The organism is Massilia forsythiae (assembly GCF_012849555.1).
Lineage (GTDB): Bacteria > Pseudomonadota > Gammaproteobacteria > Burkholderiales > Burkholderiaceae_D > Telluria > Telluria forsythiae.
The window spans coordinates 1,076,505-1,098,379 of the sequence record NZ_CP051685.1 but is presented as its reverse complement, the minus strand read 5'-3'; the positions used below and the strand labels follow the sequence as shown (position 1 = coordinate 1,098,379).

The 21,875-nt window shown below is 59.2% G+C and carries 10 protein-coding genes, 4 tRNA genes, 5 rRNA genes, 1 pseudogene, 1 riboswitch and 1 other annotated feature; of the genes and pseudogenes, 13 read left to right on the top strand and 7 right to left on the bottom strand.

Features of this window, described 5'->3' with window-relative positions:
* Positions 1-7: 7 nt before the first annotated feature.
* The 5 genes from HH212_RS04740 to cobT all read right to left on the bottom strand — a co-directional run bounded on the left by HH212_RS04740 (position 8) and on the right by cobT (position 5,909).
* Positions 8-1,066 (bottom strand): FecCD family ABC transporter permease, encoded by a 1,059-nt coding sequence (locus tag HH212_RS04740; protein ID WP_169434311.1) that lies wholly within the window; start codon positions 1,064-1,066, stop codon positions 8-10.
* Positions 1,067-1,091: 25 nt separating this feature from the next.
* Positions 1,092-3,008 carry a TonB-dependent receptor domain-containing protein gene (locus tag HH212_RS04735; protein WP_169434310.1) on the bottom strand — a complete coding sequence of 639 codons (1,917 nt, stop codon included), beginning with the start codon at positions 3,006-3,008 and terminating at the stop codon, positions 1,092-1,094.
* A 72-nt stretch (positions 3,009-3,080) separates the two neighbouring features.
* Positions 3,081-3,362, bottom strand: a riboswitch (cobalamin riboswitch).
* 84 nt (positions 3,363-3,446) lie between these two features.
* Positions 3,447-4,049: a histidine phosphatase family protein gene (locus tag HH212_RS04730; protein WP_169434309.1), complete on the bottom strand. Its 603-nt coding sequence runs from the start codon at positions 4,047-4,049 to the stop codon at positions 3,447-3,449.
* Between the two features lie 24 nt (positions 4,050-4,073).
* Positions 4,074-4,859, bottom strand: a complete 786-nt coding sequence (locus HH212_RS04725) for an adenosylcobinamide-GDP ribazoletransferase (RefSeq protein ID WP_169434308.1) — start codon at positions 4,857-4,859, stop codon at positions 4,074-4,076.
* 15 nt (positions 4,860-4,874) lie between these two features.
* Positions 4,875-5,909, bottom strand: a complete 1,035-nt coding sequence (gene cobT / locus HH212_RS04720) for a nicotinate-nucleotide--dimethylbenzimidazole phosphoribosyltransferase (protein WP_169434307.1) — start codon at positions 5,907-5,909, stop codon at positions 4,875-4,877.
* A gap of 547 nt (positions 5,910-6,456) precedes the next feature.
* Here cobT and HH212_RS04715 point away from each other — a divergent pair.
* From HH212_RS04715 to rrf, 5 genes are all read left to right on the top strand, one after another.
* Positions 6,457-7,987 (top strand): 16S ribosomal RNA (locus HH212_RS04715).
* Positions 7,988-8,066: 79 nt separating this feature from the next.
* A tRNA-Ile gene (locus tag HH212_RS04710) sits at positions 8,067-8,143 on the top strand.
* Between the two features lie 97 nt (positions 8,144-8,240).
* A tRNA-Ala gene (locus tag HH212_RS04705) sits at positions 8,241-8,316 on the top strand.
* Between the two features lie 233 nt (positions 8,317-8,549).
* Positions 8,550-11,426: ribosomal RNA gene (locus tag HH212_RS04700) — 23S ribosomal RNA — on the top strand.
* Positions 11,427-11,559: 133 nt separating this feature from the next.
* Positions 11,560-11,672 (top strand): 5S ribosomal RNA (gene rrf / locus HH212_RS04695).
* Together the 16S, 23S and 5S rRNA genes with 2 tRNA genes alongside form the textbook arrangement of a ribosomal RNA operon.
* 222 nt (positions 11,673-11,894) lie before the next feature.
* On the opposite strand, the gene HH212_RS27195 is transcribed toward rrf, so the two are convergent.
* Positions 11,895-12,065, bottom strand: coding sequence for a LacI family DNA-binding transcriptional regulator (locus HH212_RS27195; protein WP_229217571.1), 171 nt, complete (start codon positions 12,063-12,065; stop codon positions 11,895-11,897).
* 66 nt (positions 12,066-12,131) lie between these two features.
* Between HH212_RS27195 and HH212_RS04685 the strand changes: the two genes are divergently transcribed.
* Positions 12,132-13,357, top strand: a protein-coding gene (locus HH212_RS04685) for an IS3 family transposase (protein ID WP_169434306.1) whose coding sequence is annotated in 2 segments (ribosomal slippage) — positions 12,132-12,411 and positions 12,411-13,357 — 1,227 coding nt in all. Because the reading frame shifts where the segments join, the coding sequence is not laid out codon by codon here.
* Positions 12,410-12,526 (top strand) — a sequence feature (AL1L pseudoknot). (Overlaps the previous gene by 117 nt.)
* Positions 13,358-13,508: 151 nt before the next feature.
* Positions 13,509-14,358, top strand: a pseudogene (locus tag HH212_RS04680) (UxaA family hydrolase); the annotation flags it as partial.
* A gap of 25 nt (positions 14,359-14,383) precedes the next feature.
* Here the strand turns inward: HH212_RS04680 and HH212_RS04675 are convergent.
* Positions 14,384-15,292 carry a LysR family transcriptional regulator gene (locus HH212_RS04675; RefSeq protein ID WP_169434305.1) on the bottom strand — a complete coding sequence of 303 codons (909 nt, stop codon included), beginning with the start codon at positions 15,290-15,292 and terminating at the stop codon, positions 14,384-14,386.
* Positions 15,293-15,418: 126 nt separating this feature from the next.
* Here HH212_RS04675 and HH212_RS04670 point away from each other — a divergent pair, with 126 nt between their 5' ends.
* The 6 genes from HH212_RS04670 (at position 15,419) to HH212_RS04645 (ending at position 21,859) form a co-directional block, all read left to right on the top strand.
* Positions 15,419-16,495 carry a tartrate dehydrogenase gene (locus HH212_RS04670; protein WP_170205271.1) on the top strand — a complete coding sequence of 359 codons (1,077 nt, stop codon included), beginning with the start codon at positions 15,419-15,421 and terminating at the stop codon, positions 16,493-16,495.
* 110 nt (positions 16,496-16,605) lie between these two features.
* Positions 16,606-16,779, top strand: coding sequence for a hypothetical protein (locus HH212_RS04665; protein WP_169434304.1), 174 nt, complete (start codon positions 16,606-16,608; stop codon positions 16,777-16,779).
* Between the two features lie 169 nt (positions 16,780-16,948).
* Positions 16,949-18,479 (top strand): 16S ribosomal RNA (locus tag HH212_RS04660).
* Positions 18,480-18,557: 78 nt separating this feature from the next.
* Positions 18,558-18,634 (top strand) — tRNA-Ile (locus tag HH212_RS04655).
* A gap of 24 nt (positions 18,635-18,658) precedes the next feature.
* Positions 18,659-18,734: transfer RNA gene (locus tag HH212_RS04650), tRNA-Ala, on the top strand.
* Positions 18,735-18,967: 233 nt separating this feature from the next.
* A 23S ribosomal RNA gene (locus HH212_RS04645) occupies positions 18,968-21,859 on the top strand.
* Positions 21,860-21,875 lie beyond the last annotated feature (16 nt).

The following is a 21,875-nucleotide window of genomic DNA, read 5'->3' as shown; positions in this document are numbered from 1 at the left end:
TTGCCGGTCATTTGCGCAGGCGATGCAGCTGGTACAGGAACACCGGCGCGCCGATGATGGCCGTGATCGCGCCCACCGGCAGCTGGGTAGGCGCGATCACGGTGCGCGCCAGCGTGTCGCACAGCACCAGGAAGCCGCCGCCGGCCAGCACCGCCGCCGGCACCAGCACGCGGTGGTCGGGGCCGAAGGCGAAGCGGCAGGCGTGCGGCACGATCAGGCCGACGAAGCCGATCGAACCGGCATTCGTCACCGCGCTGGCGGTGAGCAGGCCGGACACCAGGAACAGCCCCTTGCGCAGCGCGCCGACGCCCACTCCCAGCGTGACCGCGGCTTCCGCATGCAGGGCCAGCATGTTCATGGCGCGCGCGCCGCGCACGGCGTAGGCGAGGGCGCCGCCCAGCACGATCCAGGGTAGGGCGCGCAGCGGCGCACCGGCCAGGTCGCCGATCATCCAGAACACCATGCTGCGCAGCGAACCTTCGGGGGCGATGGACAGCATCAGCGTCACCAGGGCCATGCAGGCCGAGGACAGGATCACGCCGGTCAGCAGCAGGGTCGAGGCGCCGCCTTCGGCCACCGTGCCGGCACGCATGTCGCGCCGCGCCAGCCCATACAGCAGCATCGACACCGCGATGGCGCCGGCCAGCGCGGCGCCGTCGACGGTGGCGGCGGCGCACATCAGCAGCAGCGCGAACAGGGCGCCGACCGAGGCGCCGGCCGAAATACCCAATATGTACGGGTCGGCCAGCGGATTGCGCAGCAGCGCCTGCATCATGACACCGGCCAGCGCCAGCGAGCCGCCGGTGACGAAGGCGGTCAGCGCGCGTCCCAGGCGCAGCGCCAGCAGCGAGGCCGCCAGCGAGTCCGGCGTCCCGTGCAGCAGCTGGGCCAGCGCCGCCGGCAATTCCGCCGGCGCCAGCGCCACCGAACCGATCATGCCGGACGCCAGCAGGATGGCGAGCGCCGCCAGCAGCAATGCGCCGACGATCAAGGCGGCGCGCCGCGGCTGCGACGGACGGGCCGGGAGCGGTCGCTGGTCGTGCAGCGGGGGCGGGGCGGGATGCATGCGCTGGACTCGGACGGTGGGCGGATCAGCGGATGCCGTAGCGGATCGCCGCGAACCAGGTGCGGCCGGCGGTGCCGTAGTTGCGCGCCAGTTCGTAGCGCTTGTCCGCCGCATTTTCCAGGCGCAGCAGCAGCGACCATTCGGGTGCCAGGTTCCAGGTGCCGTAGAGGTTCAGCAAGCCGTAGCCGCCCAGGCGGTTATTGTTGGCGGCATCGTCGAAGCGGCGGCCGGAGGCTTGCAGCTCGACGCCGCTGTCCACCTGGCCGGCAGTGTAGTTGGCGCTGACGGCGGCGTGGCGCTTGCTGCGGCGCGCCAGCTGCTTGTTCGTGGTCTCGTCGCGCGGATCCTGCAGGTCTGCGCTGGCGCGCAGGTCGATGCCGGCCAGGCGCGTGGCGGCCGACAGCGTCAAGCCTTCCAGCAGGGCGTGGTTGACGTTGTAGGCGCAGCTGCCGGCACGCCCGGGGCACGGGTTGGCGGTGACGATCATGTCGGTCAGGCGGTTGCGATAGTAATTGGCGCCCAGTTCGACGTCGGCGATGTCGTAGCGCAGGCCGGCTTCGGCGTTGCGGCCGCGTTCCGGCCGGTTGGTCGGCAAGCCGTAGCCAGGGTAGTACAGCTCGTTGAAAGTCGGCGCGCGGAAGCTGGTGCCGACGCTGGCGGTGGCGCGCAGGCCCTTGCTGAACTGGTAGCCGTAGCCCGCCGCGCCGGTGGTCTTGCCGCCGTACTCCGCATGGTCGCGGCGTGCGCTGACATCGAACAGGTGGCTGCCGCGCTTCATGTCGTACGAGGCCGCCACCGAATTGGTGATGCGGGTCTTGTTGAGCGGGCTCGGGGCGGCGCCGCCGCCGGTGACGGACAGGACTTCTTCCTTGCGGTGGCCGAACAGCACTTGCAAGGTGTCGGGACCGAGGTCGATCGTGTTCTGCCAGGTGAGTTCGTCCTGGCGCGTGTCGATGCGGCTGGTACCGGAGAGCGCGGTGCTGGTGTAGCTGGCCAGCTTGTCCTCGGCGCGCGCCGCCTGCACGCTGCTGCGCCAGTTGGGCAGGAAGCGATCGTTCAGGAACACGGCGTAGCTGTCCAGGTCCTGGGTATTGCGCGTGTCGAAGCTGGACGCGCTGCTGTCATACTGGGCGCGCAGGCGGCTTTTCAGGAACTGGGCGCCGGCTTCGTGGCCGGGCGCCAGCTGCACGGTGACGCGGCCGTTGGCATTGTTGCGGCTGTAGCCGTCGTCGTCCGGGTTGTAGCCGAAGGCGCCGGAACGGGTGGCCGAAAAGCCGTCCGCTTCCTCGTGGGCGACGCCGAGCGCATAGCTGACCGCGTGTTCGCCGCCGCTCGTGCCAGTGACGGCGGCCTGGGTTTGGTTGGTGCCGTAGGTGCCGCCGCCGATGCTGGCGCTGAGCGCCGGCGCGCCTTGGCCGCGCTTGGTGAAGATCTGCACCACGCCGCCGATGGCGTCGGCGCCGTACAGGGAGCTCAATGGACCGTACACGACTTCGATGCGCTCCACCGCCGACAGCGGAATCGCGTTCCAGGCCGCCACGCCGCTGGTCGAGGAACCAATGCGCACGCCGTCGATCAGCACCACCACCTGATTGGCGTTGGCGCCACGCAGGTAGACGCTGGTACTGGTGCCGGCGCCGCCGTTGCGCACGATCTCGATGCCGCGCTGGCGGCGCAGCACATCCGCGACCGAGCCGGCGCCGGAACGGGCGATCTCTTCGCCGGTGACGACGGTGGTGTCGGCGATCAGCTGGTCGGCGCGCTGCGGCGTGCGGGTGGCGGTGACGACCACGGTGTCGGGCAGGGCGTCGGCGGCGCCGGCATGCTGTGCGCCGAAGGCGGCGGCGAGGGCCAGCGCGAGCGCGAGCGGACGGGAAAGCGGGCGTGCAGGCGGCTGCGCGAACGAAGGCGCGGCCGGCCGGCCTGGAAGGATGTGCGTCATGGCGATGTTCTACGTGATTGGGCAACCGGCCGACGTCCCCGTGGGCCGGATTGAACGGAAGCGCATCCGCGGGCACGCCTCCACCTTTTGGCCGGTATCCGGGCTGGCAAGTATGGCCGTCCGGCCTTCCCATGCGAACGCACAGTGGCATAGAAGACGGTTGCCGCGCTCGAAGCGAGGCGGCACTTGCTTACCGTTGCGGGGGCAGCACACGTTGGCTCTGGCGGCATGTCCGGGCAATCGCGCCGTGCGCTGTCGATGATTGCCGGGATGCCGGGTGTTGGCAGAGTCCGTGTTTCCCGTTTAACTGCGTCCGTGGACACGGACGCGAGCACCAAAACGGCGTCATTATACGGCGGATCGGCGCGCCGACGGCGGTTTATCCGGCCTGCACGGCGAGCGATGGCGGGGCGCACGGCCTTGCCTCGGGCGCCGGCTTCAGCAGTCCAGCGCGACGATTTCGCCGTAGCCGATGCGGTGCGGCGTGGCGGCGGCCTGCAGCGCGGCCTGTTCGAGCGGCAGGCCGGTCGCCAGCGCCGCCAGCAGGCGGATCGTGCCGGCGTGGCAGAGCAGCAGCGCCTGCGCCTGCCCGGCCGGTTCGCCGCATGGGCCGTCGCCGCCCGTGCCGCCCGGTGCGCCGCTATATGACGATGTGCGCAGGTCGCCGACGAAGGCGGCGACCCGTGCGGCGACGTCGAGCACGTTCTCGGCGCCGCCGGGCCGGTAGTGCAGCAGGTCGGCCGCCCAGGCATCGACCTCGACGCGCGCGATGCCGGACCAGGGACGCAGTTCCCAGGCGCCGAAATCCATTTCGGCCAGGCGCGCGTCGAGCCGTAGGGCGCACGGCTGCAGGCGCCGCGCCAGCAGGGAGCAGCGCTGCAGCGGGCTGGCATAGACCGGCAGCGCGCCGGGCAGGCCGGCGCCGGCCAGGGCCGCATGCACGCGCGCCAGTTCCGCCTCGGCCACGGGCACGTCGCTGGCGCCGTAGCAATGGCCGGGGGCGATCGCGGGCTGCGGATGGCGCACGCACAGCAGCTTCATCGTGTCGACTTCATGGCGCCGGCGTCAGGAAGCCGTCCAGGCGCCATGGCCCAGCGTGGCCAGCACGGCCACGTAGGCCAGTGCTTCCGCCACCTGCTGGACCGCGCCCAGGCAATCGCCGGTATAGCCGCCGAGCCGGCGCACGAAGATGCGGCCGAGCCAGAACGCGGCCAGCAGGCAGGCCAGCACGGCGCCCAGCACGGCGGCCGGCGTAACCCAGCCGAAGGCCAGCAGCACGGCGGCGGGCAGCAAGGCGCCGAGGGTAGCGATGGCGAATTCCACATGCGTCATCCGGTGCGCCAGCGGCTTGGCCTTGCCCTCGCCGCGCACGTACGCCAGCCGCCAGATCAGCGCCGTGGCCGCCAGGCGCGACAACGGATGCGCCAGCAACAACGCGGCGACGGCGTCGCGCGGCGGCAGCATGGACAGGGCCGACAGCTTGGTGGCCAGCATGCAGGCGATGCCGATCGCACCGTAGGCGCCGACGCGCGAATCCTTCATGATCTCCAGCACCCGCTCGCGCGTCATGCCGCCGCCGAGGCCATCGCAGGTGTCGGCGAAGCCGTCTTCGTGGAAGGCGCCGGTACTATAGATCGACGCCGCGGTCGACAGCACCGCCGCCACCGGCGCCGGCAACACCAGCGCCGCCAGCGCGTACACGGCGGCGGCGATGGCCGCCACCACGCAGCCCACCAGCGGAAAATAGCGCGAGGCATGCTGCAGCCAGCTCGCCTCGAAGCCGACCCAGCCTGGGATCGGCAGCCGGGTGAAGAACTGCAGCGCGATGAAGAACAGGCGGACTTGCTGCATGCGCTCGTCCTGGTCTTATGCGGATTTGCCGCTGACGCTGGCCGAGGCGAAGGTCGCCATCTGCTCCAGGAAGTTGGCGGCGGCATGCAGCAGCGGCAGGGCGAGCGCGGCGCCGGTGCCTTCGCCCAGGCGCAGGCCGAGCTGCAGCAGCGGCGCCGCGCCGAGGGCGTCCAGCATGCGGCGGTGGCCGGCTTCGTCCGAGCAATGCGCGAACACGCAGTAGTCGAGGATGGCTGGCGCCATGCGCGCCGCCACCAGAACGGCGCTGGTGACGATGAAGCCGTCGATCAGCAAGACCTTGCGGCGGCGCGCCGCTTCCAGCATGGCGCCGGTCATCATCGCGATCTCGAAGCCGCCGAAGGTGGCCAGCACCGCAAGCGGATCGTCGACGCCGGCGTGACGTGCCGCCGCCGCTTCGATCACCTGCTGCTTGCGCAGGATGCCGTCCGGCGCGAGACCGGTGCCGGCGCCAACGCATTCCGCCGCCGGGATGCCGGCCAGCTTGTGCATGAGCGCCGCGGCGGCGGTCGTATTGCCGATGCCCATTTCGCCGAACGCGACCACGTTGCCCGGCAGGTCGGCGACCAGCGCGGCACCGTGCTCCAGCGCGGTGGCGCACTGCTGCGCGCTCATGGCCGGTTCCAGCGCGAAGTTGCGGGTGCCGGGCGCGATCTTGCGGTCGACCAGGCCCGCGCGCTGGCCGAAGTCGTGCTTGACGCCTGCGTCGACGATCGACAGTGCGCAGCCGTTCTGGCGCGCGAACACATTGATGGCGGCGCCGCCGGCCAGGAAGTTCTCGACCATCTGCCAGGTGACGTCCTGCGGATAAGCAGAAATGCCTTCCGCCACGACGCCATGATCGCCTGCGAAGACCAGCATGGCCGGCCGGTCGATCGATACCGCGGCGGTTTCCTGGATCAGGCCCAACTGCCTTGCCAGGCGCTCCAGCGTGCCGAGACTGCCGAGGGGCTTGGTCTTGTTATTGATGGCGTCATCGAGCTGGGAGGCAAGGGTGGGATTGGCGGTCGAGGGAATGAGAGGGAAATGCATGGCAATCGATGGTCTGGTGAAGGCGGCAACGATAGCACAGCAATAATGTACTAATGCAATCGGTAACGACATTAATGACGGCAATTTTTGTCGCCTTTGAGAATCTTTTTCGTCCCGACAACGCAATGGCAGGGCTTGCGCGACTATCGAACCATTTGCTATAGTTCTCTTCCTGCTTCTGCAGCACACGAAAGTTTAACGGAGTAAATGCGTTGAATTTTCAGATCGATTGACGATGTGTTGTAGAAAAAAAGAAGTTGACGACGCAAACGAAACACTGCATAATCTCGCTTCTCTGCTGCTGACGAACAAAACGATTCGCAGAATGCAGCAAGGCAGGTCTGAATACGAGTTCTTTAACAATAAACAGTCGATAAGTGTGGGCGTTTGATGAAGGTGCCGGCAGCTGCGAAAGCTCTGCCGATTACTTAAGTTATCAAATGTTCACAAAAAAGAAATACGTTGCTCAGCAATGAGTGACGGTCAGTATTTTGAGTGAGCGACTCGGTAGCAATACCGATGGCAGCAATGCCAACAAACAGAGATTGAACTGAAGAGTTTGATCCTGGCTCAGATTGAACGCTGGCGGCATGCTTTACACATGCAAGTCGAACGGCAGCGCGGGGCAACCTGGCGGCGAGTGGCGAACGGGTGAGTAATATATCGGAACGTACCCAAGAGTGGGGGATAACGTAGCGAAAGTTACGCTAATACCGCATACGATCTAAGGATGAAAGTGGGGGATTCGCAAGGACCTCATGCTCTTGGAGCGGCCGATATCTGATTAGCTAGTTGGTGAGGTAAAGGCTCACCAAGGCGACGATCAGTAGCTGGTCTGAGAGGACGACCAGCCACACTGGGACTGAGACACGGCCCAGACTCCTACGGGAGGCAGCAGTGGGGAATTTTGGACAATGGGCGCAAGCCTGATCCAGCAATGCCGCGTGAGTGAAGAAGGCCTTCGGGTTGTAAAGCTCTTTTGTCAGGGAAGAAACGGTTGGGGCTAATATCCCCGGCTAATGACGGTACCTGAAGAATAAGCACCGGCTAACTACGTGCCAGCAGCCGCGGTAATACGTAGGGTGCGAGCGTTAATCGGAATTACTGGGCGTAAAGCGTGCGCAGGCGGTTTTGTAAGTCTGACGTGAAATCCCCGGGCTCAACCTGGGAATTGCGTTGGAGACTGCAAGGCTGGAGTCTGGCAGAGGGGGGTAGAATTCCACGTGTAGCAGTGAAATGCGTAGAGATGTGGAGGAACACCGATGGCGAAGGCAGCCCCCTGGGTCAAGACTGACGCTCATGCACGAAAGCGTGGGGAGCAAACAGGATTAGATACCCTGGTAGTCCACGCCCTAAACGATGTCTACTAGTTGTCGGGTTTTAATTAACTTGGTAACGCAGCTAACGCGTGAAGTAGACCGCCTGGGGAGTACGGTCGCAAGATTAAAACTCAAAGGAATTGACGGGGACCCGCACAAGCGGTGGATGATGTGGATTAATTCGATGCAACGCGAAAAACCTTACCTACCCTTGACATGTCAGGAAGCTCCGAGAGATTGGAGTGTGCCCGAAAGGGAACCTGAACACAGGTGCTGCATGGCTGTCGTCAGCTCGTGTCGTGAGATGTTGGGTTAAGTCCCGCAACGAGCGCAACCCTTGTCATTAGTTGCTACGAAAGGGCACTCTAATGAGACTGCCGGTGACAAACCGGAGGAAGGTGGGGATGACGTCAAGTCCTCATGGCCCTTATGGGTAGGGCTTCACACGTCATACAATGGTACATACAGAGGGCCGCCAACCCGCGAGGGGGAGCTAATCCCAGAAAGTGTATCGTAGTCCGGATCGCAGTCTGCAACTCGACTGCGTGAAGTTGGAATCGCTAGTAATCGCGGATCAGCATGCCGCGGTGAATACGTTCCCGGGTCTTGTACACACCGCCCGTCACACCATGGGAGCGGGTTTTACCAGAAGTAGGTAGCTTAACCGCAAGGAGGGCGCTTACCACGGTAGGATTCGTGACTGGGGTGAAGTCGTAACAAGGTAGCCGTATCGGAAGGTGCGGCTGGATCACCTCCTTTCTAGAGTAGCACCGGCCCAAGAGGCCAATCACCAAACGCTCACACTTATCGGCTGTTGAACAGTAAAGAACAGTGTTTCGGGGCTGTAGCTCAGCTGGTTAGAGCACCGTGTTGATAACGCGGGGGTCGTTGGTTCGAGTCCAACCAGCCCTACCAGTCAACGCAGTTGCCTATAAAAATCATCTGGCTTTGCCAGGGATTTTTATCTGGATCCACAAAAAAGTAGGTTTGTACTTTTTTGTGAATGAATTCCGGGGGATTAGCTCAGCTGGGAGAGCACCTGCTTTGCAAGCAGGGGGTCGTCGGTTCGATCCCGTCATCCTCCACCAAAAGTTCAAACGTAAGCGATGCGACAGCATACGTTTAGGTTTGGTCTTTTCGAGATCACTGTTTTTTCGTTCTTTAACAATCTGGAAGAAGTAAAGTTTTCTTTAAGCGTTCAATGTACCGAAAGGTAGGTTGGACACTTAGGGTAGTAATCTGTATGTATCAACAAACAAAGTAAGCTGAACTCTTGTAATTATGACGATCCCTGATACTCATGCAGGGGCCAACGTTATAGGGACAAGTGAATAAGTGCACATGGTGGATGCCTTGGCGATTACAGGCGATGAAGGACGTAGTAGCTTGCGATAAGCTGCGGGGAGCTAGCAAACGAGCTTTGATCCGCAGATTTCCGAATGGGGAAACCCGGCCCTTTGGGTCATCGTACACTGAATACATAGGTGTACGAAGCGAACGCGGCGAACTGAAACATCTAAGTAGCTGCAGGAAAAGAAATCAACCGAGATTCCCAAAGTAGTGGCGAGCGAAATGGGATGAGCCTTGTACGTGATAGTCGATCGGATAGTGGAACGGATTGGAAACTCCGGCCATAGCGGGTGATAGCCCCGTACATGAAATCCGAACGGTGATACTAAGTGTACGACAAGTAGGGCGGGACACGAGAAATCCTGTCTGAAGATGGGGGGACCATCCTCCAAGGCTAAATACTCGTAATCGACCGATAGTGAACCAGTACCGTGAGGGAAAGGCGAAAAGAACCCCGGGAGGGGAGTGAAATAGATCCTGAAACCGTGTGCATACAAACAGTCGGAGCCCCTTCGTGGGGTGACGGCGTACCTTTTGTATAATGGGTCAGCGACTTACATTCAGTGGCGAGGTTAACCGGATAGGGGAGCCGTAGAGAAATCGAGTCCGAACAGGGCGACAGTCGCTGGGTGTAGACCCGAAACCAGGTGATCTACCCATGGCCAGGATGAAGGTGCGGTAACACGCCCTGGAGGTCCGAACCCACTAATGTTGAAAAATTAGGGGATGAGCTGTGGGTAGGGGTGAAAGGCTAAACAAACCTGGAAATAGCTGGTTCTCTCCGAAAACTATTTAGGTAGTGCCTCAAGTATCACCATCGGGGGTAGAGCACTGTTATGGCTAGGGGGTCATTGCGACTTACCAAACCATTGCAAACTCCGAATACCGATGAGTGCGAGCTTGGGAGACAGACGTCGGGTGCTAACGTCCGGCGTCAAGAGGGAAACAACCCAGACCGCCAGCTAAGGTCCCAAAGATTGGCTAAGTGGAAAACGAAGTGGGAAGGCTAAAACAGTCAGGATGTTGGCTTAGAAGCAGCCATCATTTAAAGAAAGCGTAATAGCTCACTGATCGAGTCGTCCTGCGCGGAAGATGTAACGGGGCTAAGCCAGTCACCGAAGCTGCGGATCTTCTTTATTGAAGATGGTAGGAGAGCGTTCCGTAAGCCTGAGAAGGTGTCTCGTAAGGGATGCTGGAGGTATCGGAAGTGCGAATGCTGACATGAGTAGCGATAATGCGGGTGAAAAGCCCGCACGCCGTAAGCCCAAGGTTTCCTGTTCAACGTTCATCGGAGCAGGGTGAGTCGGCCCCTAAGGCGAGGCAGAGATGCGTAGCTGATGGGAAGCAGGTTAATATTCCTGCACCGTCGTATGATGCGATGGGGGGACGGATCGCGGAAGGTTGTCCAGCTGTTGGAATAGCTGGTTTCTGGTTCATAGAAGGCGCTTAGGCAAATCCGGGCGCGGGATTCAAGGGACTGGGACGTGTGGCCATGTGCCACGAAGCAATCGGAAGTGGTTCCAAGAAAAGCCTCTAAGCTTCAGTCATACGAGACCGTACCGCAAACCGACACAGGTGGGCGAGATGAGTATTCTAAGGCGCTTGAGAGAACTCGGGAGAAGGAACTCGGCAAATTGGTACCGTAACTTCGGGAAAAGGTACGCCCCGGTAGCTTGACTGCTTTGCTGCAGAAGGGTGAAAGGGTTGCAATAAACTGGTGGCTGCGACTGTTTAATAAAAACACAGCACTCTGCAAACACGAAAGTGGACGTATAGGGTGTGACGCCTGCCCGGTGCTGGAAGATTAAATGATGGGGTGCAAGCTCTTGATTGAAGTCCCAGTAAACGGCGGCCGTAACTATAACGGTCCTAAGGTAGCGAAATTCCTTGTCGGGTAAGTTCCGACCTGCACGAATGGCGTAACGATGGCCACACTGTCTCCTCCCGAGACTCAGCGAAGTTGAAATGTTTGTGATGATGCAATCTACCCGCGGCTAGACGGAAAGACCCCATGAACCTTTACTGTAGCTTTGCATTGGACTTTGAACCAATCTGTGTAGGATAGGTGGGAGGCTTTGAAGCGGGGACGCCAGTTCTCGTGGAGCCATCCTTGAAATACCACCCTGGTTTGTTTGAGGTTCTAACCTTGGCCCGTGATCCGGGTCGGGGACAGTGCATGGTAGGCAGTTTGACTGGGGCGGTCTCCTCCTAAAGTGTAACGGAGGAGTTCGAAGGTACGCTAGGTACGGTCGGACATCGTGCTAATAGTGCAATGGCATAAGCGTGCTTAACTGCGAGACCGACAAGTCGAGCAGGTACGAAAGTAGGACATAGTGATCCGGTGGTTCTGTATGGAAGGGCCATCGCTCAACGGATAAAAGGTACTCTGGGGATAACAGGCTGATTCCTCCCAAGAGTTCATATCGACGGGGGAGTTTGGCACCTCGATGTCGGCTCATCACATCCTGGGGCTGTAGCCGGTCCCAAGGGTATGGCTGTTCGCCATTTAAAGTGGTACGTGAGCTGGGTTTAAAACGTCGTGAGACAGTTTGGTCCCTATCTGCCGTGGGCGTTGGAAATTTGAAGGGGGCTGCTCCTAGTACGAGAGGACCGGAGTGGACGAACCTCTGGTGTACCGGTTGTCACGCCAGTGGCATTGCCGGGTAGCTAAGTTCGGAAGAGATAACCGCTGAAAGCATCTAAGCGGGAAACTCGCCTTGAGATGAGATTTCCCGGAGCCTTGAGCTCCTTGAAGGGTCGTTCGAGACCAGGACGTTGATAGGCTGGGTGTGGAAGTGCAGTAATGCATTAAGCTAACCAGTACTAATTGCCCGTACGGCTTGTCCCTATAACCTTGGCAGTCAGCCAAAGATGAGGGTTCGGCTGTTTGTTGATACAGGCAACACCACAGATTACCGAAAACACTTCTTCCAGATTCAGGGTGGCGTCGCGCACAGCACGATGCACCCGTACAAGTCATGCCTGATGACCATAGCAAGTCGGTACCACCCCTTCCCATCCCGAACAGGACCGTGAAACGACTTTGCGCCGATGATAGTGCTGCAACCAGTGTGAAAGTAGGTTATCGTCAGGCTAGTTATAAGCAAAGCCCCGCTCAGTGAACTGAGCGGGGCTTTTTGCTTTTGGAAAAAGCAACCTCACTGTTCCGATTTGTACTACGGATCCTCATTCTCCCGCTAGGTACTGGTGCGTTCGATCAGGTCTTTCCCAGCGCGACCATCATCGCTTCCGTCGTTTCCTGGAACGCCGAACCGGATAGTGAAGGAATCAGGGCGATCACCAGCTTGCTACGATTTCACGTCAGGGACCCAGCCACCAGGTTCGGCACATAGCCGGTAGCGCGCACGGCTGCCTGCACCCAGCGCAGAATCTCGGGCGATACCTGTTCGGTCGAATTCAGCGCGCGTGAAACGGTGACCTTGGTGACGCCGACGATCTCTGCCAAGTCTTGCAGCGTGACGACCATCCTCGACCGACAGAAGTGAATCGCCCCGGATTTTGAGGAGGCTCCATTGTTTGAGAGAATGGAGCTATGAAGAAGCAACCGAAGTATTCACCTGAAGTTATCGAGCGCGCTGTGCGCATGGTCAGCGAAGCTGGCAGCGAGTATCCGTCGCAGTGGGCAGCGATCACATCCATCGCAGCCAAGATCGGCTGTACGCCTGAAACGCTGCGTCGTTGGATACGCCAGCAAGAAACCGATACCGGCCAGCGTCCTGGTGTCACTACCGCCGAGCAGGAGCGTATGAAGGCATTGGAGCGGGAGAATCGGGAGCTGCGCAAGGCGAACGAGATCCTACGCCTGGCGAGCGCTTTTTTCGCCCAGGCGGAGCTCGACCGCCGCTTCAAATCGTAAGAGCGTTCATCGACAAGCACCGCCATGCCTACGGCGTCGAGCCGATTTGCAGTGTCATGCAGGTCGCGCCGTCGGGCTACTGGCGTTACGCAGCGAGACGGCGTAACCCGGCATTGCAGTGTCCACGGGCGCAGCGTGATGAAGTCCTGAGCGCCGAGATCGAGCGTGTCTGGCAGGCGAACTTGCAAGTCTATGGGGTCGACAAGGTTTGGCGCCAGCTGAAACGTGAAGGTACTGACGTAGCCCGCTGTACCGTGGAGCGCCTGATGCGTCGCGCCGGCCTGCGTGGCGTTATACGTGGCAAGGTGGTACGCACCACCGTCCCCGATGCGAAAGCGCCGTGCCCACTCGACCGGGTCAACCGTCAATTCAAGGCACAGCGACCGAATCAGTTGTGGGTCAGCGATTTCACGTACGTGTCGACGTGGCAGGGTTTCGTCTACGTAGCCTTCGTTATTGATGTCTTTGCGCGCCGTATCGTAGGCTGGCGCGTCAGCAGTTCGATGCGAACCGACTTCGTGCTCGAAGCCCTGGAGCAGGCGTTGTACGACCGCCAGCCAGAACGCAGCGATGCCTTGGTCCACCATAGCGACAGGGGCTCGCAATACGTCAGCATTCGGTACAGCGAGCGCCTTGCAGAGGCTGGTGTAGAACCTTCCGTGGGCAGCAAGGGCGACAGCTATGACAACGCCCTGGCCGAAACCATCAACGGTTTGTACAAGGCTGAGCTGATCCATCGCCGCGCTCCCTGGAAGACGCGCGAGGCCGTCGAGCTGGCAACCCTGGAATGGGTTGCCTGGTTCAACCATCACCGTCTGCTGGAACCACTCGGCTATATACCGCCGGCGGAAGCTGAGGCAAACTATTACGAGCAGTTGAGCAGTCAAGCCATTCCGGCCTGACTCACATAAACCGGCCTCTACGAAAGCCGGGGCGATTCAGAAGTGCCCTTGCCGCAGCTGCATGATGCCGGCAATGTGCTGATCGCCAGGAGCCAGTTGGCCTTGGGCGAGCAAATCGAAGTCGACGGCGCCGTCGTGCGCCTGCGTCGGTCGCGACGTGTGTCCGGTCGACTACCTTCCGGAAGACCAGCGCGCCTGCTTCATGAGTTTCGTGCGTCCGGATGGCCGGGGGGCACCCGCTACGACATCGGCATCTTCTCTTCGGTGTACTGTTCGGCGACCACCATCAACAAGATCGTCGAGTGGTTCACGCCCGAGCGCCTGGCTGCTTATACGAACGTCGACGACGTGATCGCGTTCGCCCATACCAGCGGCTGCGGCATGTCGTCGCCGAGTTACCACGTCCACGTGCTGCGCTGGACCATCGCCGGCTATGTGCGCCATCCGAACCTGGCCGCTACCCTGATCGTCGAACTGGACTGCGAGCGCAACCGGGTCGCCGACCTGGTGCGTTCGCAGGCACTCGATGAGGGCCGCCCGATGCGCACCATGGTCATGTAGGATACCGGCGAAACGCGCCGGACCACTGAAGCCGGCATCGCCATGGTCAAGGAGATGCTGCCCGCCGCGAACGCCGTCGAACCTTGGCCGGTCGCGGCCAGCTACATCAAGATCGGCCTGGAATGCGGCAGTTCCGGCGGCTTTTCCGGCATCAGCGTCAATGCGGCGCTGGGTGCGGCAATGGACATCCTGGTGCGCCACAGCGGCACCGCGATTCTGTCGGAGACGCCGGAAATCCACGGCGTGGAAAGCATGCTGACCGGGCGTGCGGTGTCGCCCGAGGTGAGACAGAAACTGCTCGACCGGCTGGAATCGTGGAAGGAATACACCAAAGGCCAGAGCGCCCGATTCAACGGCGTCGTCCGCCATGGCAACCAGCAGGGCGGACTGGCCAACGTCGTCGAAAATCGCTCGGCTCGGCCATGAAGGCCGGCACCTCGGCCTGCGCCACACTTTCTAGTTGACCTACCGTGCCAGCCAGGACTCCAGGAAGCCGACGCAGACGCGCACGTTGGCCATGGTGCCCAGCCGCGCCGGGTAGATGGCCCACACGTCGGCCTGCTGGTGGTAGGCCGGCAGCACGCGGACCAGGCTGCCGTCCGCCAGGCTGTGGCCGACGTCCCAGATCGAGCGCAGGATGATGCCGTGGCCGTCGATGCCCCATTGGTGCACCAGCTCGCCGTTGTTGGTCGATAGCGGACCTTTCACGCGCACCGTTTCTTCGCCTGCCGGCCCGCGCAGCTTCCAGCGCCCGACGTCCTGGTCGCGTTCTCGGATCACGATGCACTGGTGCCTGGCCAGGTCGGCCAGCTGCGCCGGCGCGCCATGGCGTGCGAGATAGTCCGGCGCCCCGCACAGCACGCGCTGGTTGGCGGCGATGCGGCGCGCGATCAGGTGCGGCTCCTGCGCTTGCCCGACGCGGATATCGAGATGAAAGCCTTCGGCGATCAGGTCGACCGGACGGTCCAGCAATTCCAGCTGCACCTCGAGTTGCGGATATTGCCGTATCAGCGCCGACATCGCCGGCGCGATGCGGTTGCGCCCGAATCCCGAGCTGGTGCACAGGCGCAGCAAGCCGCGCGGCGCACTGCCTTTTTGCGAGATCGCCTCGCCGAGCTGGTCGACGTCTTCCCGGATGCGCTGCGCCCACTGGTGCACCACCGTGCCATGGTCGGTCAGAGCCAGCGTGCGCGTGGTCCGGTGCAGCAGTCGCACGCCCAGTGTTTCTTCGAGCATGGCGATGCGCTTGCTGACGAAGGCGTTCGACACCCCCAGTTCGAGCGCAGTAGCGGCGAAGCCCTGCTTGCGGACCACAGCGCAGAACAGGTTCAGGTCTTCCAGCAGCGAGCGGCTGGGCTTGAAGTCAGGATGCATGGGACAAGAGGGCAGGGCGATTGTTCACGTTTCGTGTTCTGTCGGTTTCCGGATTGGGGGATTATATTCTCCGGCGTATTCGATATGATGATTCCCAATTCATCCCTGTCAGGAAAGCGGCTCGCCATGAAAAAACACAAGATTGCAGTCATCGCCGGCGACGGCATTGGCAACGAAGTGATGCCGGAAGGCCTGCGCGTATTGGAAGCCGCCGCCAAGCGCTTCCAGCTCGACCTCGAATTCACCACCATGGAATGGGCCAACTGCGATTATTACCTCGAGCATGGCCAGATGATGCCGGACGACTGGCGCGAACAGCTGGACGGTTTTGACGCCATCTATTTCGGCGCGGCCGGCATGCCGAATCTGGTGCCCGACCATATCTCCCTGTGGGGTTCGCTGATCAAGTTCCGCCGCGATTTCGACCAATACGTCAACCTGCGCCCGGTGCGCCTGATGCCCGGCGTGCCCAGCCCGCTGGCCAACCGCAAGCCGGGCGACATCGATTTTTATGTGGTGCGTGAAAACACCGAAGGCGAGTATTCGTCGGTCGGTGGCCAGATGTTCACGGGAACCGAGCGCGAATTCGTGGTGCAAGACGCGATCTTTACGCGCAAGGGAACCGACCGCATCCTGAAATATGCGTTCGACCTGGCGCAGACCCGCCCCAAGAAACACCTGACCTCGGCCACCAAGTCGAACGGCATTTCGATTAGCATGCCGTATTGGGACCAGCGCGTGGAAGCGATGGCGCCGTCCTATCCGGACGTGAAATGGGACAAGTACCACATCGATATCCTGTGCGCCCGATTCGTGCTGTCGCCGGAGCGTTTCGACGTAGTGGTCGCATCGAACCTGTTCGGCGATATCCTGTCTGACCTGGGACCGGCCTGTACCGGCACCATCGGCATCGCGCCATCGGCGAATCTGAATCCAGAGCGTACCTTCCCATCGCTGTTCGAGCCGGTGCACGGTTCGGCGCCGGATATCTTCGGCCAGAATATCGCCAATCCGATCGGCATGATCTGGTCCGGCGCGATGATGTTGGAATTTCTCGGTAATGGCAATGCGACCTACCAGGCGGCGAGCGATGCCATCATGAAAGCGATTGAACAGGTGCTGGCGCAGGGGCCGAAGACGCCTGACCTGGGTGGCGCGGCAAATACCACCGAAGTGGGCAAGGCGATTGCGGCGGCGGTTTAATGATGTGCAAGCGGGGAGTGGGCTTGCACACCGGCGCCCGGTTTGCTATAGTTCGCGTCCTGCTTCTGCAGCGCAGTAAAAGTTGAACCGAATCAAGAGGTTGAGCTGGCTTGTTTGACAAGGCCGCTGGCGCTGAAGAAAAAAGAGGGGTTGACGAAGCAAGCGAAACACTGCATACTCTCACTTCTCTGCTGCTGACGAACAAAACGATTCGCAGAACGCAGCAAGGCAGTACCGAATACGAGTTCTTTAACAATAAACAGTCGATAAGTGTGGGCGTTTGATGAAGGTGCCGGCTGACATGTTCAGCCGATTACTTAAATTATCAAATGTTCACAAAAAAGAAATACGTTGCTCAGCAATGAGTGACGGTCAGTATTTTGAGTGAGCGAAATCGATCCAGTGGATCGATTTCGAAATCGGTAGCAATGCCGGTTTCGACAAACAGAGATTGAACTGAAGAGTTTGATCCTGGCTCAGATTGAACGCTGGCGGCATGCTTTACACATGCAAGTCGAACGGCAGCGCGGGGCAACCTGGCGGCGAGTGGCGAACGGGTGAGTAATATATCGGAACGTACCCAAGAGTGGGGGATAACGTAGCGAAAGTTACGCTAATACCGCATACGATCTAAGGATGAAAGTGGGGGATTCGCAAGGACCTCATGCTCCTGGAGCGGCCGATATCTGATTAGCTAGTTGGTAGGGTAAAGGCCTACCAAGGCGACGATCAGTAGCTGGTCTGAGAGGACGACCAGCCACACTGGGACTGAGACACGGCCCAGACTCCTACGGGAGGCAGCAGTGGGGAATTTTGGACAATGGGCGCAAGCCTGATCCAGCAATGCCGCGTGAGTGAAGAAGGCCTTCGGGTTGTAAAGCTCTTTTGTCAGGGAAGAAACGGTTGGGGCTAATATCCCCGGCTAATGACGGTACCTGAAGAATAAGCACCGGCTAACTACGTGCCAGCAGCCGCGGTAATACGTAGGGTGCGAGCGTTAATCGGAATTACTGGGCGTAAAGCGTGCGCAGGCGGTTTTGTAAGTCTGACGTGAAATCCCCGGGCTCAACCTGGGAATTGCGTTGGAGACTGCAAGGCTGGAGTCTGGCAGAGGGGGGTAGAATTCCACGTGTAGCAGTGAAATGCGTAGAGATGTGGAGGAACACCGATGGCGAAGGCAGCCCCCTGGGTCAAGACTGACGCTCATGCACGAAAGCGTGGGGAGCAAACAGGATTAGATACCCTGGTAGTCCACGCCCTAAACGATGTCTACTAGTTGTCGGGTTTTAATTAACTTGGTAACGCAGCTAACGCGTGAAGTAGACCGCCTGGGGAGTACGGTCGCAAGATTAAAACTCAAAGGAATTGACGGGGACCCGCACAAGCGGTGGATGATGTGGATTAATTCGATGCAACGCGAAAAACCTTACCTACCCTTGACATGTCAGGAATCCTCGAGAGATTGAGGAGTGCCCGAAAGGGAGCCTGAACACAGGTGCTGCATGGCTGTCGTCAGCTCGTGTCGTGAGATGTTGGGTTAAGTCCCGCAACGAGCGCAACCCTTGTCATTAGTTGCTACGAAAGGGCACTCTAATGAGACTGCCGGTGACAAACCGGAGGAAGGTGGGGATGACGTCAAGTCCTCATGGCCCTTATGGGTAGGGCTTCACACGTCATACAATGGTACATACAGAGGGCCGCCAACCCGCGAGGGGGAGCTAATCCCAGAAAGTGTATCGTAGTCCGGATCGCAGTCTGCAACTCGACTGCGTGAAGTTGGAATCGCTAGTAATCGCGGATCAGCATGCCGCGGTGAATACGTTCCCGGGTCTTGTACACACCGCCCGTCACACCATGGGAGCGGGTTTTACCAGAAGTAGGTAGCTTAACCGCAAGGGGGGCGCTTACCACGGTAGGATTCGTGACTGGGGTGAAGTCGTAACAAGGTAGCCGTATCGGAAGGTGCGGCTGGATCACCTCCTTTCTAGAGTAGCACCGGGGCGAAAGCCCAGCATCAAGCGTCCACGCTTATCGGCTGTTGAACAGTAAAGAACAGTGTTTCGGGGCTGTAGCTCAGCTGGTTAGAGCACCGTGTTGATAACGCGGGGGTCGTTGGTTCGAGTCCAACCAGCCCTACCAAGTTATCGTCGGGTAGCACGTACCGGGGGATTAGCTCAGCTGGGAGAGCACCTGCTTTGCAAGCAGGGGGTCGTCGGTTCGATCCCGTCATCCTCCACCAAAAGTTCAAACGTAAGCGATGCGACAGCATACGTTTAGGTTTGGTCTTTTCGAGATCACTGTTTTTTCGTTCTTTAACAATCTGGAAGAAGTAAAGTTTTCTTTAAGCGTGTAGTTGGTCGAAAGATCAAATGCACACTTAGGGTAGTAATCTGTATGTATCAACAAACATAGTAAGCTGAACTCTTGTAATTATGACGTTCCCTGACACTCATGCAGGGGCCAACGTTATAGGGACAAGTGAATAAGTGCACATGGTGGATGCCTTGGCGATTACAGGCGATGAAGGACGTAGTAGCTTGCGATAAGCTGCGGGGAGCTAGCAAACGAGCTTTGATCCGCAGATTTCCGAATGGGGAAACCCGGCCTTATAGGTCATCGTACACTGAATACATAGGTGTACGAAGCGAACGCGGCGAACTGAAACATCTAAGTAGCTGCAGGAAAAGAAATCAACCGAGATTCCCAAAGTAGTGGCGAGCGAAATGGGATGAGCCTTGTACGTGATAGTCGATCGGATAGTGGAACGGATTGGAAACTCCGGCCATAGCGGGTGATAGCCCCGTACACGAAATCCGAACGGTGATACTAAGCGTACGACAAGTAGGGCGGGACACGAGAAATCCTGTCTGAAGATGGGGGGACCATCCTCCAAGGCTAAATACTCGTAATCGACCGATAGTGAACCAGTACCGTGAGGGAAAGGCGAAAAGAACCCCGGGAGGGGAGTGAAATAGATCCTGAAACCGTGTGCATACAAACAGTCGGAGCCCCTTCGTGGGGTGACGGCGTACCTTTTGTATAATGGGTCAGCGACTTACATTCAGTGGCGAGGTTAACCGGATAGGGGAGCCGTAGAGAAATCGAGTCCGAACAGGGCGACAGTCGCTGGGTGTAGACCCGAAACCAGGTGATCTACCCATGGCCAGGATGAAGGTGCGGTAACACGCCCTGGAGGTCCGAACCCACTAATGTTGAAAAATTAGGGGATGAGCTGTGGGTAGGGGTGAAAGGCTAAACAAACCTGGAAATAGCTGGTTCTCTCCGAAAACTATTTAGGTAGTGCCTCAAGTATCACCATCGGGGGTAGAGCACTGTTATGGCTAGGGGGTCATTGCGACTTACCAAACCATTGCAAACTCCGAATACCGATGAGTGCGAGCTTGGGAGACAGACGTCGGGTGCTAACGTCCGGCGTCAAGAGGGAAACAACCCAGACCGCCAGCTAAGGTCCCAAAGATTGGCTAAGTGGAAAACGAAGTGGGAAGGCTAAAACAGTCAGGATGTTGGCTTAGAAGCAGCCATCATTTAAAGAAAGCGTAATAGCTCACTGATCGAGTCGTCCTGCGCGGAAGATGTAACGGGGCTAAGCCAGTCACCGAAGCTGCGGATATCTTTCTGATGCTTGCATCAAGATCGATATGGTAGGAGAGCGTTCCGTAAGCCTGAGAAGGTGTCTCGTAAGGGATGCTGGAGGTATCGGAAGTGCGAATGCTGACATGAGTAGCGATAATGCGGGTGAAAAGCCCGCACGCCGTAAGCCCAAGGTTTCCTGTTCAACGTTCATCGGAGCAGGGTGAGTCGGCCCCTAAGGCGAGGCAGAGATGCGTAGCTGATGGGAAGCAGGTTAATATTCCTGCACCGTCGTATGATGCGATGGGGGGACGGATCGCGGAAGGTTGTCCAGCTGTTGGAATAGCTGGTTTCTGGTTCATAGAAGGCGCTTAGGCAAATCCGGGCGCAGGATTCAAGGGACTGGGACGTGTAGCCATGTGCTACGAAGCAATCGGAAGTGGTTCCAAGAAAAGCCTCTAAGCTTCAGTCATACGAGACCGTACCGCAAACCGACACAGGTGGGCGAGATGAGTATTCTAAGGCGCTTGAGAGAACTCGGGAGAAGGAACTCGGCAAATTGGTACCGTAACTTCGGGAAAAGGTACGCCCCGGTAACTTGACTGCTTTGCTGCAGAAGGGTGAAAGGGTTGCAATAAACTGGTGGCTGCGACTGTTTAATAAAAACACAGCACTCTGCAAACACGAAAGTGGACGTATAGGGTGTGACGCCTGCCCGGTGCTGGAAGATTAAATGATGGGGTGCAAGCTCTTGATTGAAGTCCCAGTAAACGGCGGCCGTAACTATAACGGTCCTAAGGTAGCGAAATTCCTTGTCGGGTAAGTTCCGACCTGCACGAATGGCGTAACGATGGCCACACTGTCTCCTCCCGAGACTCAGCGAAGTTGAAATGTTTGTGATGATGCAATCTACCCGCGGCTAGACGGAAAGACCCCATGAACCTTTACTGTAGCTTTGCATTGGACTTTGAACCAATCTGTGTAGGATAGGTGGGAGGCTTTGAAGCGGGGACGCCAGTTCTCGTGGAGCCATCCTTGAAATACCACCCTGGTTTGTTTGAGGTTCTAACCTTGGCCCGTGATCCGGGTCGGGGACAGTGCATGGTAGGCAGTTTGACTGGGGCGGTCTCCTCCTAAAGTGTAACGGAGGAGTTCGAAGGTACGCTAGGTACGGTCGGACATCGTGCTAATAGTGCAATGGCATAAGCGTGCTTAACTGCGAGACCGACAAGTCGAGCAGGTACGAAAGTAGGACATAGTGATCCGGTGGTTCTGTATGGAAGGGCCATCGCTCAACGGATAAAAGGTACTCTGGGGATAACAGGCTGATTCCTCCCAAGAGTTCATATCGACGGGGGAGTTTGGCACCTCGATGTCGGCTCATCACATCCTGGGGCTGTAGCCGGTCCCAAGGGTATGGCTGTTCGCCATTTAAAGTGGTACGTGAGCTGGGTTTAAAACGTCGTGAGACAGTTTGGTCCCTATCTGCCGTGGGCGTTGGAAATTTGAAGGGGGCTGCTCCTAGTACGAGAGGACCGGAGTGGACGAACCTCTGGTGTACCGGTTGTCACGCCAGTGGCATTGCCGGGTAGCTAAGTTCGGAAGAGATAACCGCTGAAAGCATCTAAGCGGGAAACTCGCCTTGAGATGAGATTTCCCGGAGCCTTGAGCTCCTTGAAGGGTCGTTCGAGACCAGGACGTTGATAGGCTGGGTGTGGAAGTGCAGTAATGCATTAAGCTAACCAGTACTAATTGCCCGTACGGCTTGTCCCTATAACCTTGGCAGTCA